Raw genomic sequence first — 15,059 nt, 5'->3', positions numbered from 1 at the left:
CAAATCTGAGGAGGCGAGCGTTGGACAACGATAATCTTGAATATTACGAGCGGCGTGCCCGGCAGGAGACGGAAGCCGCCGAATCGAGTTCCAGCGCCGAAGCGGCCTCCGCCCACCGCCTGCTCGCGATCGAATATAAAGCCCAGGCGCGAGAGCTGCGGGGACATCAAAAGTCCGAGCGGCCAAAACTTAAAATCCGGTCGAGCTGAGCCGATTTTACTCAATACCCGCTTTGTCGTTCCAGGCAGGCCACCAGCGGATCTGATCGTCGATGATGCCGCCCCGCGCCGCAATCCCGTCCAGAGCCCACTGGCAATGACGCGCGACTTGCAGCGCAAAATGCGCAAAGGCTGGATCGTCGATCTGCTCGGCCGCGTGTTGCATGGCCGCGACTTCGGTTGCCAGCGCATCCAGCTCTATGGCCATGCCCTTCTCCGATTTCACCACGACTTAACAACCTGTTGTTAGCGGCTCTAGTTGTAATGGCAAAAGGAGTCGCGGCCAATGCACCAGCTCACTTATATCAGCACCGCCCGATCCGGTGCGGTGCCAATTGAACCGCGCCGGGTTTGCCGGAGGCTCTAACTCCCGAGAAGGTGGAGCCTGTATGAGCAAGACGACGAACAAGTTTGCGCCGGAAGTTCGCGAACGTGCGGTACGGATGGTTTTCGACCACGAGCGGGATCATCCCTCTCGATGGGCAGCGATGGTGTCGATCGCGGAGAAGATCGGCTGCGTTCCGCAGACGCTGCATGAGTGGGTGAAGAAGGCTGAGGTCAACAGCGGCAAGCGTGCCGGTGTCCCGACCGAGGTTGCCGACAAGGTGAAGGCGCTCGAGCGCGAGGTCCGTGAGCTGCGGCAGGCCAACGAGATTCTGCGCAAGGCGTCCGCATATTTTGCGCAGGCGGAGCTCGACCGCCCGTTCCGGCGATGATCGCGTTCATTGACGATCACCGCGATGCCTAGGCGGGTGCAGAGCGGGCAGGCGAGGCCGGGTGCGAACATCTGCGCTCGGCCGGCAACGTGCGTCACGCGGCCGCCTGCGGCCGCGATGACCACGCCCATATCGATGGCGGGTCGGTCGGCGAAATATGCTTTGGCTCCATTGGCTCGCGTTCGTCGGCGGCAACCGGCAGCGCGGCGTCGAGCGCGGCAAGATACTCTGCCACGGGCCGGGACACCGTATCACGCGCGCGCAGCTCGTCGGCTGCGGTCGCGCCAGGCAGCTTCTTCTCCCAACTGGCATCCGCCATAATCGTGCTGCCATCCACGGCAAGCTCGCGGCCCGCGACCAGTCCGACCGCGGCGCATCGCGCGACCACCTTCTCGAATAGCAGGCGATACATATCGCACGCGCGGAAGCGGCCATGCCGGTTCTTGGAAAAAGTCGAATGATCCGGGACTGCGTCACCGAGATCGAGGCGACAGAACCAGCGATACGCCAGGTTGAGATGCACCTCCTTGCACAGCCGACGCTCGGACCGGATGCCGAACAGGTAACCGACCAGCAGCATCCGGAGCATCAGTTCGAGATCGATCGACGGCCGCCCTACCGCGCTATAGCTATCGGCCAGTGCCTCGCACACGAAGCCAAAGTCGAGCAGTCCGTCGATCCGACGCAAAAGGTGGTCGCCGGGCACGTGATCGTCGAGCCGGAAGCCGTAGAACAGCGACCCTTGCGCCACCTGTCGACCCATCATCCTCCGCACTCCCGGCTACCTGGACCGAGTGAATCACCCTGCGCCAAAGGCCGCAAGCGCTACTTTTTTAACAGTCTCGTCCGGTCTGTGACCGCCGAGGGCCGAGGGAATTTCAAAGCCACAAGGGCCTAGCTGTCCAATTTTGAGGAAAACCCATTGCGGATAAATCGGCGGTCGGATGTTGGGCGAGCAACGTTATCAGCTCGTCACGCCACGTCGATGCTGGAGCGACATGCCTCAGCAGGTAAATGATGAGGACCAAGGCGTTATAGAGCCGGGCTGGAGCATGGACTGTCGGCGGCTCGAGCGTGTTAACGAGTGCAGCTGGCTTGTAGGGCACCCGCATGCGCAGCAGAAAACCTCGGTTCCAGAGCCGGGCGTGATGCGCGCAGCTATTTCGAATCGTGGAAAGATGCTTCAGGAGCGGCACCAGCACCGCCTCGTGTAGCCCGAGGGGCTTGGCGATGGCGTTGCGCAGCGCCCGATCGGCGAGCAGCGCATACCAACGCGAGAGCTGCCCGAACGACATCATCTCCGCCACCATCCACACCGGCGGCATCGCCGGCGTGCTATAGGTCCGACGATAATGGTCGATGTACGTCTCGGGCGAGCTTGCGACGTCGTTAGCCAAGCGGGTCAAGTTGTCGTGATACTTACCCGGATGATAGTAAAGCGCCGTATTCAGATAGCCGTGGGGGCCAAACCGCTGCGCCACCTCGTACGCCCAGCTTCCCCGCACAGCGACTTCGATCCGCTCGATTGCATCAAGCACTAGCAGCCGAAGACGGCGGTCGAAATCGTACAAGGCGGTGACGGTATCGAAGCTCGTGCCCGGTAGGAAGCGCGGGCCAGGATTGCCTTTGGGATGTTCGAAGGGCAGCCAGTAGGCGCTCAAGCGGTAGTAGCTGACATGGCGTAGCCAGCGTTCGGCCCGCGCCACGTCGGGAATCGCCATGCCTTCGGCTTGGAGATGTTGAATCTGCTGCGCGATCGTCGTCGCGGGTTTTGTGAAGGGGCGTGGCACCCGTCCTGCTTAGCAGGACAAAAAAAGACCCGCCAAGTGTGCATACCCTTACGAGCAGAGGCCTGGCGGGTTCGATTGCCCCCGAGATATGAGCGAAAACTCAACAAAGCAATAAGGGCGGGCCCTTTTCGAGCCGTTTTCGGCAGCTACAATGGTCATCCTTCACCGAAACCAGGCGTAGAGCGATGGGCTATCGCCAAGCATGCTGATTGGCGTGGGGGTGATCCACTCAGCCCCGAGAACCGGATAAGGACCGTAGAACAGGTCGCCCAGCGCGCGCCGATAGTGTGCGTTCATCCAGCGCCGGCGTCGATGCTCCAAGCCATCGTGAAGCATGTGGCAGCGTTGGCAGAGGGCCGCTAACTGGTGGAGCGCGCTGTCGCTGGGATTATGATTGAGGTGAGCGCAGGCTAGCACCACAGGCGTCCAAGCGCCGTGCGTTAGGATGTCTTCGGTTGGGCGTCGCACACGCCGGCCCTGGCCGTTGCGCCAGCAATGCCGGTTACGGTCCCACCATCGCCCATCCCGCAGATGAAATACCCTCTCGCCATGAGGACGCCCGCAATGCTCGCAACAGCCTCTTGCCCTCACGAACCGCACATAGTGCGAAAGTTGCGGCCAATCGATCGGGTATAGGAACACATGCTCGGGGCGGATCGGCATCAGGCCTCCCCTTTCCGCGCACGGGTTCGCAGAGCGTCCTGCATCACACTGTCAACGTCGAGGCGGTCAGCGCCCGGTACAGCGTGGCATGGTGGCACTTTAGCAGCTTGGCTGCTTCGCGCACCGATGTGCCTTCGCTCACCAACCGCTCACATAGCGCGATCTGATCGGAGGTAAGTTTAGGCGGGCGGCCGAACCGGACCCCCCTCGCCTTTGCCGCCACTCGTCCGCTGTTGGTTCGCTGGTGAATCAACTCGCGCTCGAACTCGGCGATGCCGGCAAACACAGTCAGCACCATACGGCCAGCAGGCGAGGTCGTATCCGCCCAAGGCTCGGCCAGCGAGCGCAAGCCGGCGCCGACCTCCTTCAGCTTTTCGGCAATGTCGAGCAGGTCGCGGGTTGAGCGTGCTAGCCGATCGAGCCGCGTCACTATTACCGTGTCGTCGTTGCGCAGCTGGTCGATCATCCTGGCTAGTTCGGGCCTGTCACGCTTCGCGCCCGAGATTTTCTCCTCGAACGTCCGCTTGCATCCGGCCTCCTTCAATGCGGCGCGTTGCAGCCGGAGATCTTGGTCATCGGTGGACACACGGGCGTAGCCAATCAGCATGTCGCAAAACTGTATCACAAAAGAAGTGTTGTGCAACAAACTTTTGCGACAGAAGCTCATGAGGAAAACAGAGCGCTGGAGCGGTGGTCGCGGAACTTAGCATATTTGCGACAGATTCCTCATTTTCCGCGCGATCCATCCAAATGTTTGAGTTCCAGCAATGGCTGTCGAATCTAACGAGGCATTAATCACCTTAGATTAGCCAGCCTGTTGATTGGAAAGTCATGCCTCGTCGTCTACGCTCTCTCATCTCGGCGCTTGGCAGCGATGTCGACTTGCATGCTAGCAAGGCAGAAGCGATCGCTGCGCAGACCAATCTGTTAGCACTTAACGCTGCTATCGAGGCAGCACGCGCCGGTGAAGCCGGCCGCGGCTTCGGAGTTGTCGCCGCAGAAGTGAAATTGTTGGCTGGTAGCGCTCGGCAGGCGTCCATCGCCTTCCGAGCTGGCGTCATGGACAGGCTTCAGCTGGGCGCTGCTATCGCCAACGAGCTGCTGGAGGAGTTCGAGGGCGGCCGTTTGCGTGAACTCGCCCAATCCATCGCCGGCAGCCTATCTCGCACGCTATACGATCGCTCGATCGACCTCCGCATGTTAGCTGCGGATAAGTCGATTCAAGACGCGCTGGTAATGCAGGGTTCGGGGAAGCGCTATCAAGCCGAGGCGTTGGAACGTCTCCGTTCCTTGCTGCGTCTGTCACCGTATTTTCTTAATGCCTTTCTCGTCGACACCGACGGATCGATGACCGTTTGTGCCCATGAGAACGCCTCAGTCCGGTCCGTCGAGTTCAAGGGACAGGCGCAGTTCGAGCGGGCCCTCCGCCTCGACCAGCAAGATAGCTGGGTGACGGACGAGGTCTGGGACAATCCCTGGTCCAACCACCGCAAGGTGCTCGTCTACGTCGCGCCAGTCGTCGTTAATGGTCTGACCGTCGGGGTGTTCTACCTCGAGTATGACTTCGAAGGTCAGGTGGAGCGAATCATGGATGTATCCCGTCGTGAGTGTGATCGCTCGACCATCTCCATCGTCGATCAAGCGGGACGCGTGGTCGCCTCAACGGGGGGTTACTCCTTTCATGCCCACCACCCGCATGCCATCGCGTCAATACAGCCTCAACTAACCACCCATGATGGTTTGATCGTTGCGCAGGCCACGGTACCATCTGACCTTGGTATGCCAGGTCTCGCATATCGGTGCGTCATTGAAGACCGTGTCGCTACTGAAGACGAAATAGCCAAAGCACTTGCGACTGAGTAAGTATTCGAGCGATACATGCGGCTGACCAATGGGAGCAACCAAACCCACTAAACCTGGCGCGACTGGCTGTCTTCGTATTTGGCACAGTAATGCCATTCTTGCGCTACCTTGAGGCTATAATATTACTGTGGGTCGTAGCCCGCGTCTTTGTCCGACAGCGAACTTATTGAACGACCTGCACGGCGATTATCCTCGCGATAGCAACGTTAAGACGGTACGAGCAAGAAATGTCCGGGCCTGCCCATCAGATGCATCCGCAGTGCGTGCTCATGTCCGCTTAACGGCCGATCGTGCAAAAACGTACCGGTTCAGTTAAAATATGGAGTAGAGCTTCGATCTAAAGCAGGCCTAAATGTTCCTACGCAGAAGCCGGTGGCATACATCGAGCTCGCCGTGGAGGGGCTTGTGCTCACAGACGACAGGTTCGATGGGATGAACAGGCCCGTTTCGAAGCGGCGTACTAGTAATCTCACTGCCCTCGTCAGCAGCTTCCAATCCTGACCTCCAGGTCGTCGCTGTCGGCAGCCTGGGATCGTTTAAGGCGTGGTCCCACGGATACCCGTACAAGACCGTGCGCTGGCACTTTGAGGTGGCTCCTTGAATGGCCAGACAAAAATCGATCTTCCCAATCGAAGAAAGTTGCTTGTCAATGGTCAGCGCAAAGCGACCGGTCGGCTGACATCCATTTGCAGAAAAGCGATAGCGGGACAGCGATAGCGGGACAGCGAAAGAGGGTTCGGTCATCCCTCCGCGCCGCGCCCATAAAATGTAAAGGTCAAGCGATCGCTTATACCGCGCGACGACCGCTCACCAAATTGAAGATTACCACGACCACCGCGGCGACCAGCAGAAGATGAATTAACCCGCCCCCGATATGGACAGCGAACCCAAGGACCCAGAGAATGAGGAGAATTACAGCAACGGTCCAAAGCATGGGAATCCTCCGATCGACAGACGCCACAACAGCATCCTCCTAAAGCCAAAACGCGATCGTAACAGAAAATGTTCCTTAGCGCTTAAATTATCGCCATGCTGTGCCGGGGATCGTATACACCTTCTTAAATCTCGCTACCTCATCGCCCCGGGACGGGAAAAAGAATTTAAGACCCACCGCCACATCTACTATGCTCGCCGTTCGACAGGCGGTACTCAAAATCGTCGCTAGGCCTTTGCCGACACGCTGCTCGCATTCACAAGCACCGCAGAATCCACCCTCGACACAATCTTCTAAAATAGTTTTAGTTTGGGCGGACATCGCCTGCCGAAGCCAGGCTAACGAGGCGTGGCTGAAATCGATGAGCCGGGTCAGCGGGGTCCAGCGCAAAAAGCCCAAGTGCAAGCCGATGTCCAGAGGCGCATCCGGTGCCAATGCCAAACGATCTACCGTTCGTACGCGCATCAAGCACGTGTTCGTCGGTTAGAAGGATGGGATGGCCTGTTTGGCTGCATTATCGCATCGCGCACCCCGAAGCGAAGATCACACTCGCCAACCTTGTCTACAATATCGACCGCCTGATCTTCTACGAACGGCAGGCAGTTATGGATAGCCGTGTCCGGCGACGGTACTTTCCGGCTCAGTCAGCCGAAATCCTGCTCAAGGCCGTCACCGCCGAGCAAGATGCTGTCTTCGCGCCGCAATCAGCGCCGCGCCGCTACGTTGATGTAAGCGCCCAGCCGGTCGCTGCACGCTCGGGCCTAGCGCGCGAGGCCGAAAGAAACCCACCAGTCCGACATGCGACAGCAAGTCTCGTTTGCCATAGATGCGCTTGCTTGCTTACCCTGGCGAGGCTGCTACCGGTTCGGCGTTTAAGAGGTACTATTTTCGCTTGGCGCCCCGCGCAGGGCTAGCGGGGAAACCTATCCAGCCCCGAGACACCGAGTTGAAATGCTACGCGATCTCGGAGACGTATCAATATGACTGAAGGATTGTTTGAGTTTTCCGGAATTCACTTGCGCCCCGATCCGTCCCGCACCGTGATCAAGCCATTCAGCGTTGAATATCCGGAGCCGTTCGCCGACACTGAGCATCCCCGCATGCGAAAGGTGGTCGAGCGCGTCTTGTCGCTTGACCCGACGTTGCGGCGCGCGAATTGCGAAATTGCTATAACCACCCTTTCGGAGCGGCACCGCAACGTCGAAACCATGCTGCTGCGCCGCTTTGAGGACGTGATCGCGTGTCTGCCGGAGGACGTGACTGCGGATCACGAGCAGCAATTGCTAATTGGAGCCTATCTCAGCGCGGAATATTCGTTCGAAGCGGCAGCTTTGTTCAATCCGAGTATCGTTCGGCGGATGAATCAGGACGGTGCTCCGACGGACGGGATCAAATTTATTCTCTCGCTGCGTGGCATTGGCGAAGGCCATGTCTCTTCCGTAACCTTCCGCACCGGCAGCTGGGGCGCCAGCACTGGCTTTCAGGTCGACGATGCCAGTCCCTGGGTAACATCGCCACGGATCGAAGGCCCCGATGAAAGCGGCGAGACCGGAACGACGCGGGTAATCTGTGAAGGCAGCCAAGACCCGTCCGAAAGCGTGTTGTTCCCCATCACTAAAAGTCAGCGCCAGGGGATCGAGGATTTACGCATGGTGCGCTTCACCGAAGACGACGGGACGCCTAGTTTTCTCGGGACTTATACGGCGTTCGACGGGCGCGCTGCGCGCTGCGAATTGTTCCGGGGCACTGGCATCAATACCTTTGAGATGACGACGCTGCAGGGATCTGTCCCGGCGAGCAAGGGCATGGCGCTCTTCCCCCGCAAGATCGACGGCCGCTTTCACATGATCGGCCGCCAAGACAATGAGAATCTCTGGCTGATTGCGTCGGACAAACTAACCGTCTGGGACGGAGGCGCCAAGCTGATCGGTCCACGCTACCCGTGGGAATTCGTCCAGATGGGCAATTGCGGATCGCCGATTGAATTGGACGAAGGATGGCTCGTCATCACACACGGCGTCGGCATGATGCGCAACTATTGCATGGGGGCGTGCCTGCTCGACAAGGCCGATCCTGGCAAGCTGCTTGCGCGGACGGCGGAACCAATCCTGCGGCCAAGTCCGTCGGAACGCAGCGGCTATGTTCCCAATGTCGTATATAGTTGTGGCGCGATCGTTCATGACCGTACCTTGCTATTGCCTTTCGGAGTCGCCGACAATTTCGCCAGTTTTGCAAGTTGCAGGATCGACGATTTGCTGGCTCGGATGAGCTAATGCGCTTGGGAGCGTTCGCGTAGGCGTGAAACCGCCTGGCACGACGGCGGAGAAGTAGAAGGTGCCGTGCAGTCGATCATGGGTACTGATTCCGCGCAATGACGAACTGTTTTATGCTATCGTTTGTAATTATAGTTGTATTTGTCGGTATTGCTAGAAATACCAATAACTATATATTATGAGGATCTCACTTAATTACAAACTTTGGCCATTCGTTCATCCTGACGAGGAATCGCTGCCAAGTTGCAGCGCAAAAAGCGCCAAAAGCGGCAAGTTGGTCCGCATCGTCTGGCCCTCGTCGCGGTAGCGTGCGGGGCATATAGGCTCTCTAATTTCCTTGCTGCGCATCCGTGTCGCGCTGTACGTGTCAGTCCGATGACAGCTCCTACGCCGGACCGGTCGCGGGATCGCCGGATCGAGGATCCGACAAACCTTTGGATCATACATCCCGCAGCACGTCTGCTGCTGCCGTGGTTTATCGCACGCGGAATTTCGGCCAACGTCGTTTCGCTGGGCGGACTTGCCGTTGGCGGGTTGGCAGCGCTGGCCTACGCACATTGGCAGAGCTGGATGTTCGTGATGCTGGGCCTGCTGCTGTCGATTGCATGGCTTGTTGCGGACGGGCTTGATGGCATGGTCGCGCGGGCTACCGGTACCAGCAGCCCGCTTGGCCGTGTGCTGGACGGCCTGTGCGACCACGGAGTGTTCACGTTGATTTACGTCGTGCTCGCATGCTCGATCGGGACGGCCGCGGTCTGGGCGTTGACGCTGGCGGCGGGTGCAGCCCATGCGGTCCAGTCGAACCTTTATGAAAGCGAGCGCGCCCGCTTCCACCGCCGCCGCATGGGCGTGGCAGTAGCCATACGGCCGACACCGAGCCGCAATCCGCTCGTCCGGCTCTACGATTATGTCGCAGGTACGCTGGAGCGCTCGGCCGCTCGCTTCGATGCGGTGCTCGGCGTGCAATCGGCTCCAGCAAAGCTCGCGACTACTTATGGCACGGCAGCGGTCGGGCCGATGCGCCTGATGAGCCTGCTCAGCGCAAACGTACGGGTCTACGCGATCGGTCTCGCCTGCCTTGCTCACGATCCGCGCTGGTTCTGGTGGTTCGAGCTTGGCCCACTTTCCGCGGTTCTGCTGGTCGGAATTGTCTGGCACCGCAGGCTCGAAGCGCGACTAGCTGGTGCCGCTGTGATCGTAACACTGTCATCTACCTGAAGGACCTAAAGAACCAATGACGAGTATCAACGTCGCCGTGATCGGCATCGGCAATTGTGCAAGCTCCCTGGTCCAAGGCCTGTCGTATTACCGAGAAGGGACGAACGAGACGATCGGCCTGATGCACCACGACCTGGGAGGCTACCGGCCGAGCGACATTCGTGTGGTGGCGGCATGGGACGTCGACCGGCGGAAGGTCGGCAAGGACGTTGCCGAGGCGATCTTCGCCAAGCCCAACTGCACCACCGTCTTCTGCGCCTCGATCGAACCGACCGGCACCACCGTGCGGATGGGTAAGGTCCTGGACGGTGTCGCCGAACATATGGCGGACTATGCGGACGACCGTACCTTTCTGCTTGCCGACGCGCCTGAGCCGACCAAGGAAGAGGTTGTCGCCGCGCTCCGCTCTTCCAAAACCGACGTGCTGATGAACTATCTCCCGGTCGGATCGCAAGCCGCCAGCGAGTTCTACGCCGAATGCGCGCTTGAGGCGGGCGTGGCGTTCGTCAACAACATCCCGGTATTCATCGCCAGCAACCCCGAATGGGCTGACCGCTTCGCACAGGCTGGCGTCCCGATCATCGGCGACGATATCAAGGCACAGCTGGGGGCGACGATTGTCCACCGCGTGTTGACTGATTTGTTCGCAAAGCGCGGGGTCAAGCTGGAGCGCACCTACCAACTCAACACCGGCGGCAATACCGACTTCCTCAATATGTCGAACCATCGCCGGCTCGCCTCGAAGAAGATCTCCAAGACCGAGGCGGTGCAGTCGGTCGCTGCTGAACGGCTCGACGCTGACAATGTGCACATCGGCCCGTCGGATTATGTTGCTTGGCAGAACGACAACAAGGTCTGCTTCCTGCGCATGGAAGGTACGATGTTCGGCGGGGTTCCAATGAACCTCGAGCTCCGTCTCTCGGTGGAGGACAGTCCCAATAGCGCTGGGGTCGCGATCGACATGATCCGCTGCGCCAAACTAGCGCAAGATCGCGGATTGGCCGGTCCAATCGATGCCGCATCGGCCTATTTCTGCAAGCATCCGCGCACGCAGATGACTGACGACCTCGCAGCACAGGCGGTGGAAGACTTCATCATGCAGCGGGCATGATCGACACCGCGATTCTGCTGGCGGCGGGCGAAGGCAGTCGCCTGCGTTCCGCCGCCCCGCTCAAGCCTCTCTGCCCGGTCGGCGGTAGACCGCTCATCGATCATGCGATCGCCGGTCTGGCTAATGCCGGACTGAAGAATGTGATCGTGGTGCTGGGTTACGGTGCCGAACTGATCGAAGCCCATATTGCGGCGACGAAGTGGCCGATCACTGTCCAGACGGTGCGAACCGAGGATTACCGCAAGCCAAACGGTGTTTCCCTCCTAGCGGCCGAAGGGCATGCGGCCGGCCGGGAGGCGCTGCTAGCGATGTGCGATCATCTGGTCGACCCCGAACTCTACCGCCGCACTGCCGAAGCTGGTGCTGCCGGCATGGCGCGATTGGCGATCGACCGTCGGATCGGCAGCGACTGGGTCGACCTGAACGATGTCACATGCGTCCGAACCGAAGCCGAGCGGATCGTCGAGATTGGCAAGGGTCTCGTTTCCTACGACTGTTTTGATACGGGCGTATTCGCGATTGGGGCTGGCCTGTTTGCCGCGCTGCACGGACTAGAAGATCCCTCCATCACCGAGGGCATGCGCATACTCGCGCAGGAGGGGCGCGCGTTAACCCTCGATTGCAGCGACCTAGACTGGATCGATGTCGACGATCAGGTCGCACTGGACAAGGCGGGAGCGTGGCTGCATCTGAAAAGTTTGGCCTAGGATATCGCCGATTAGAGTGTTGTTTTGCCCTCAGCCGGAACCGACCCCTACTTACCAAAGGCAGCGAGCGATGTGCTTTCGGGTGTAGACTATGAATGCACTACAGCAAAGAAGTGCGCCGACACTTGTCGGGGTAAACACTTTCTGCCCAGTCGACCTATGTCGCAGTGATGACGAAGAGCTCGCGGTAACATGGGGCAAGGGCTAAACTCTATGATCTGGCCCGGAAACGCAATGCTCCGGTCCGACCAAGCATAAGTAAGGCAAAAATTGCCAAGTCACTGAACTAAGTTTCAGAGCAGCTTAATTGGATTTGTGTAATACTTTAGCATGGGCGTCTGCCCATGTTTTTCCCTCATCCCCGCCCCAAAGCAACCAGGCGACGTAACCTGCAGACGGGTCCGTATCTGAATCCCACTTGTGAGTTATCGCCTGCTTGTCCACTTCGTGCCTCGCGAAATAGCTATGCATGGACTTCACGTCTGCCTCGGTGAGTTCATGCCGCTCAGCGAGCTGCTTTGCCCGGTTCACACCAACGTCGGTGCCGCCGCGGTTAAACTGCTCTCGCAATTCGAGTCCCTTGGTTGCGTTGGCCGCAATTTTGGCAGTCGGCTTGTAGGTGTCCGTCATATACTCTCCTGATGCCTGCCTTTAGTCGTTTTTGGCTTTGCCGCCCTTTTTTTTGCCCAGCTCAACTTGGGAAAGGGAGGATTTGCGTGGGTTCTTTTCGCTATCCTTGCCGCTTTCGCGTCTGCTTTCTACACTGTGGCGCTTCCGTCGCCATTCTTGTCAGCCATTCGGCATACTTCCCGACTTTTTCTTTTGATCAAACGGCGGTTGCGGAATTGGGTTGCACGGGGACCCGGATCGTTCCGCGTTGGTCGAAGAGCGGGGCTGAGGCCGACGCTCAACTTCAGGCCGACACAATCGACTGAGGGGTGTCTGTAACGACGTTTGTTGGACATTTGAGCGACCACTTGTCGCAAAACATCTATATTCGCTACAAGGCTGCAAACGAAGCTGCGCGATATCTTGGATAGCCTTGATTTGGCTGGTGTTGGCTTCGGCCACACAGCGGTTCTGGTAGGTCACAAATCTCAATCAACCCATGTATGGGCTGTGTAATCGAGGCGGCAGGCGGCCGCCGGTTGCTTAATCAATGGTCATCGTGACTCTTGCCGGACACAGCGCTTTCGAGAGGCGTTTATCACGATTATACATTCGCATGCGCTCCTACATGCGTGAGTCGGAGACCCAAAATGAGCGATCCTAACACCGACACTGACGACGAAACCGTTTACTATTCTGGCTCTTCCGGCGGTTTCGGATCGGTCCTTGGCATGGCCAAAGTGTTTGCGCGCGAGCTTTCCTCGCCCGGCACACTGGACACGCTGCGACGTCAAAACAAACCCGAAGGCTATATGTGCTCGTCCTGCGCTTGGGCAAAGCCACCTGAGCCCCATGCGTTTGAATTTTGCGAGAACGGCGCCAAGGCCACGATCTGGGACCTGACGCGTGATCGCTGTACGCCAGAATTCTTCGCAACGCACACGGTCACCGAGTTGCGTGAATGGGCAGACTTCGACCTAGAGATGCAAGGGCGGCTGACGGCACCGATGCGTTATGATGCCGCAAGTGACCGCTATGTCGAGTGCGGCTGGGACGAGGCGTTCACTGGCATCGCGGCTGAGTTAAAGGGGGTCGATCCCAAGTCTGTCGTGTTCTACGCGTCCGGCAAGGCGTCGCTAGAGACGAGCTATCTCTATGCGTTGTTGGCGCGCGCGTATGGAAACAACAACCTGCCCGACAGCTCGAACATGTGCCATGAGACCACGTCCGTCGCGCTGAAGAAGGTGACGGGATCACCGGTCGGCACCTGCACACTCCAGGATTTCGATCACTGCGATGCGATCTTCTATTTTGGGCAGAACCCTGGCACTAACAGCCCTCGCTTCCTCCACCCCTTGCAAGAGGCGGTAAAGCGCGGCTGCAAGATCATCGTGTTTAACCCGGTCAAAGAAGTCGGGTTGATGCGGTTTATCAATCCGCAAAACCCGATCCAGATGTTGTCGCAAAAGCCCACTGAACTGGCGCATCAGTACCTTCAGGTCCGCCCCGGCGGCGATATCGCGGCGATCATGGGTGTGGTGAAGCGGGTGCTCGAACGTGATGACATGGCGCTCGCCGGGGGCAAGCCCAGCATCCTAGATCCGAGCTTCATAGAGCAGCACACGTCCGGCTGGGAAGCGTTCCGCGACAAGGCGCATGAGACTGACTGGGCTGACATCGAGGAGCATTCCGGCTTGCGGCGTGCGGATCTCGAAGCGGCAGGCGACGTCTATGTCGGCGCCGAAAAAGTGATCGCGGTTTACGGCATGGGCCTGACCCAGCATGTCCACGGATCGCAAAGCATCCAGATGATGGTCAATCTTATGCTGATGCGCGGCAACATCGGAAAAAAGGGCGCCGGCGTGAACCCGGTTCGCGGTCATTCCAACGTGCAAGGGCAGCGCACTGTCGGTATTTCGGAAAAGCCCGAGCTAGTGCCTCTGGACAAGATCCAGTCCCAGTTTGGCTTCGATCCGCCACGCGATAAAGGCCTGACCACGGTTGATGCCTGTGATGGGATCAAAGACGGTTCGGTACAAGGATTCCTAAGCCTCGGCGGCAATCTCGTTCGCGCGGTACCAGACCGCAACACGATGGAGCCAGCATGGCAGCGGCTCGCTTTCACGGTTTTCGTGGCAACCAAGCTGAACCGCAGCCACCTCATCCATGGTAAGGCTTCGTATTTGCTGCCGTGTCTCGCTCGCCCAGAAGAAGATGTGCAAGCAAGCGGCCCGCAGTCGGTATCGATCGAGGACAGCTTCAGCCACATCTACGGATCGCGTGGCAAGCGTTCGCCCGCCGCAGCGACACTTAAATCCGAGCTAGCGATAATTGCAGGCATCGCCAAGGCTCTGCTCCCGGTAAACCCAAAGCTGCGCTGGGATGCGTGGACGTCCGATTACGCGCTGGTCCGCGACGAGATCGCCGAAACCTATCCCGAAGAGTTCCACGACTTCAACGACCGGATGTGGGAAGCCGGCGGTTTCTATCGTGGTAATTCGGCGCACGAGCGGATCTGGAAGACCGAGAGCGGCAAGGCCGAGTTTACCGTGCCGACCGTGTTGTCTGCAGTCGGCGTGCCGGGCGGCAACGGGCGCTTCCACCTCATCACCATGCGTTCGAACGACCAGTTCAATACGACGATTTACGGAATGGACGATCGGTTGCGCGGCATCAGTGGATCTCGCACCGTTCTGCTCATCAATCCCCGAGACATGAAGCTGCAGGGGTTGAACGAAGGCGACGTGGTAGCGCTCGTCGGCGATGCCGGTGATGACGTGCACCGCGAGGTCGCCGGATTGAAGGTCACACCGTTCGATCTTCCCGACGGTTGTATCGGTGGTTATTATCCCGAGATGAACCCGCTCGTCCCATTGTGGTATCACGACAAGGCGTCAAAGACTCCGGCATCGAAGGGCGTTCCCGTGAGGATCAGGCGCGACATGTAGGCAGGGGGG

General features: G+C 59.0%; 12 protein-coding genes, 2 pseudogenes and 1 other annotated feature. Of the genes and pseudogenes, 8 read left to right on the top strand and 6 right to left on the bottom strand.

The genetic code is table 11. The features are described from left to right. Positions 1 to 209, top strand: a 209-nt coding sequence (locus L8K25_RS21155) for a hypothetical protein (RefSeq protein WP_347341169.1), incomplete at its 5' end; no start/stop codon positions are given. Positions 210 to 216: 7 nt separating this feature from the next. Here L8K25_RS21155 and L8K25_RS21150 read toward each other — a convergent pair. Further along, positions 217 to 426: a hypothetical protein gene (locus L8K25_RS21150; RefSeq protein WP_242141008.1), complete on the bottom strand. Its 210-nt coding sequence runs from the start codon at positions 424 to 426 to the stop codon at positions 217 to 219. 181 nt (positions 427 to 607) lie between these two features. Here L8K25_RS21150 and L8K25_RS21145 point away from each other — a divergent pair. Further along, positions 608 to 957, top strand: a pseudogene (locus tag L8K25_RS21145) (transposase); the annotation flags it as partial. Then, positions 889 to 1,017, top strand: a sequence feature (AL1L pseudoknot). It overlaps the preceding pseudogene by 69 nt. Positions 1,018 to 1,142: 125 nt before the next feature. Here L8K25_RS21145 and L8K25_RS21140 read toward each other — a convergent pair. The 3 genes and pseudogenes from L8K25_RS21140 to L8K25_RS21130 form a co-directional block, all read right to left on the bottom strand. Further along, positions 1,143 to 1,700: pseudogene (locus L8K25_RS21140) on the bottom strand (transposase); the annotation flags it as partial. Positions 1,701 to 1,812: 112 nt separating this feature from the next. Continuing rightward, a complete protein-coding gene (locus L8K25_RS21135; RefSeq protein ID WP_242141007.1) occupies positions 1,813 to 2,724 on the bottom strand; it encodes an Abi family protein in 912 nt (303 codons plus the stop codon). Between the two features lie 706 nt (positions 2,725 to 3,430). Then, positions 3,431 to 3,994: a recombinase family protein gene (locus L8K25_RS21130; RefSeq protein WP_242141006.1), complete on the bottom strand. Its 564-nt coding sequence runs from the start codon at positions 3,992 to 3,994 to the stop codon at positions 3,431 to 3,433. 224 nt (positions 3,995 to 4,218) lie between these two features. On the opposite strand from L8K25_RS21130, the gene L8K25_RS21120 reads away from it, so the two are divergent. Further along, entirely contained in the window at positions 4,219 to 5,250 is a 1,032-nt protein-coding gene (locus L8K25_RS21120) for a methyl-accepting chemotaxis protein (RefSeq protein WP_277923767.1), read from the top strand. A gap of 787 nt (positions 5,251 to 6,037) precedes the next feature. Here L8K25_RS21120 and L8K25_RS21115 read toward each other — a convergent pair. Next, positions 6,038 to 6,184, bottom strand: a complete 147-nt coding sequence (locus L8K25_RS21115) for a lmo0937 family membrane protein (RefSeq protein ID WP_242141005.1) — start codon at positions 6,182 to 6,184, stop codon at positions 6,038 to 6,040. A 980-nt stretch (positions 6,185 to 7,164) separates the two neighbouring features. Between L8K25_RS21115 and L8K25_RS21110 the strand changes: the two genes are divergently transcribed. The 4 genes from L8K25_RS21110 (at position 7,165) to L8K25_RS21095 (ending at position 11,493) form a co-directional block, all read left to right on the top strand. Beyond that, on the top strand, positions 7,165 to 8,457 hold the full coding sequence (locus L8K25_RS21110; protein ID WP_242141004.1) for a glycoside hydrolase family 130 protein: 1,293 nt from the start codon (positions 7,165 to 7,167) through the stop codon (positions 8,455 to 8,457). 375 nt (positions 8,458 to 8,832) lie between these two features. Then, on the top strand, positions 8,833 to 9,675 hold the full coding sequence (locus tag L8K25_RS21105) for a CDP-alcohol phosphatidyltransferase family protein (RefSeq protein ID WP_242141003.1): 843 nt from the start codon (positions 8,833 to 8,835) through the stop codon (positions 9,673 to 9,675). Positions 9,676 to 9,691: 16 nt separating this feature from the next. Continuing rightward, positions 9,692 to 10,786, top strand: a complete 1,095-nt coding sequence (locus L8K25_RS21100; protein ID WP_242141002.1) for an inositol-3-phosphate synthase — start codon at positions 9,692 to 9,694, stop codon at positions 10,784 to 10,786. After that, entirely contained in the window at positions 10,783 to 11,493 is a 711-nt protein-coding gene (locus L8K25_RS21095) for an NTP transferase domain-containing protein (RefSeq protein WP_242141001.1), read from the top strand. Before L8K25_RS21100 ends, L8K25_RS21095 begins: the two co-directional genes overlap by 4 nt. Positions 11,494 to 11,796: 303 nt before the next feature. Here L8K25_RS21095 and L8K25_RS21090 read toward each other — a convergent pair whose 3' ends face one another. Beyond that, a complete protein-coding gene (locus L8K25_RS21090; protein ID WP_242141000.1) occupies positions 11,797 to 12,123 on the bottom strand; it encodes a hypothetical protein in 327 nt (108 codons plus the stop codon). A 629-nt stretch (positions 12,124 to 12,752) separates the two neighbouring features. On the opposite strand from L8K25_RS21090, the gene L8K25_RS21085 reads away from it, so the two are divergent. Further along, positions 12,753 to 15,050, top strand: coding sequence for an FdhF/YdeP family oxidoreductase (locus tag L8K25_RS21085; protein ID WP_242140999.1), 2,298 nt, complete (start codon positions 12,753 to 12,755; stop codon positions 15,048 to 15,050). The last annotated feature ends 9 nt before the right edge of the window (positions 15,051 to 15,059 follow it).

Source organism: Sphingomonas sp. TREG-RG-20F-R18-01 (assembly GCF_022662475.1).
Lineage (GTDB): Bacteria > Pseudomonadota > Alphaproteobacteria > Sphingomonadales > Sphingomonadaceae > Sphingomonas.
The sequence above is the reverse complement of the archived record's forward strand: the minus strand, read 5'-3'. Positions and strand labels throughout refer to the sequence as shown.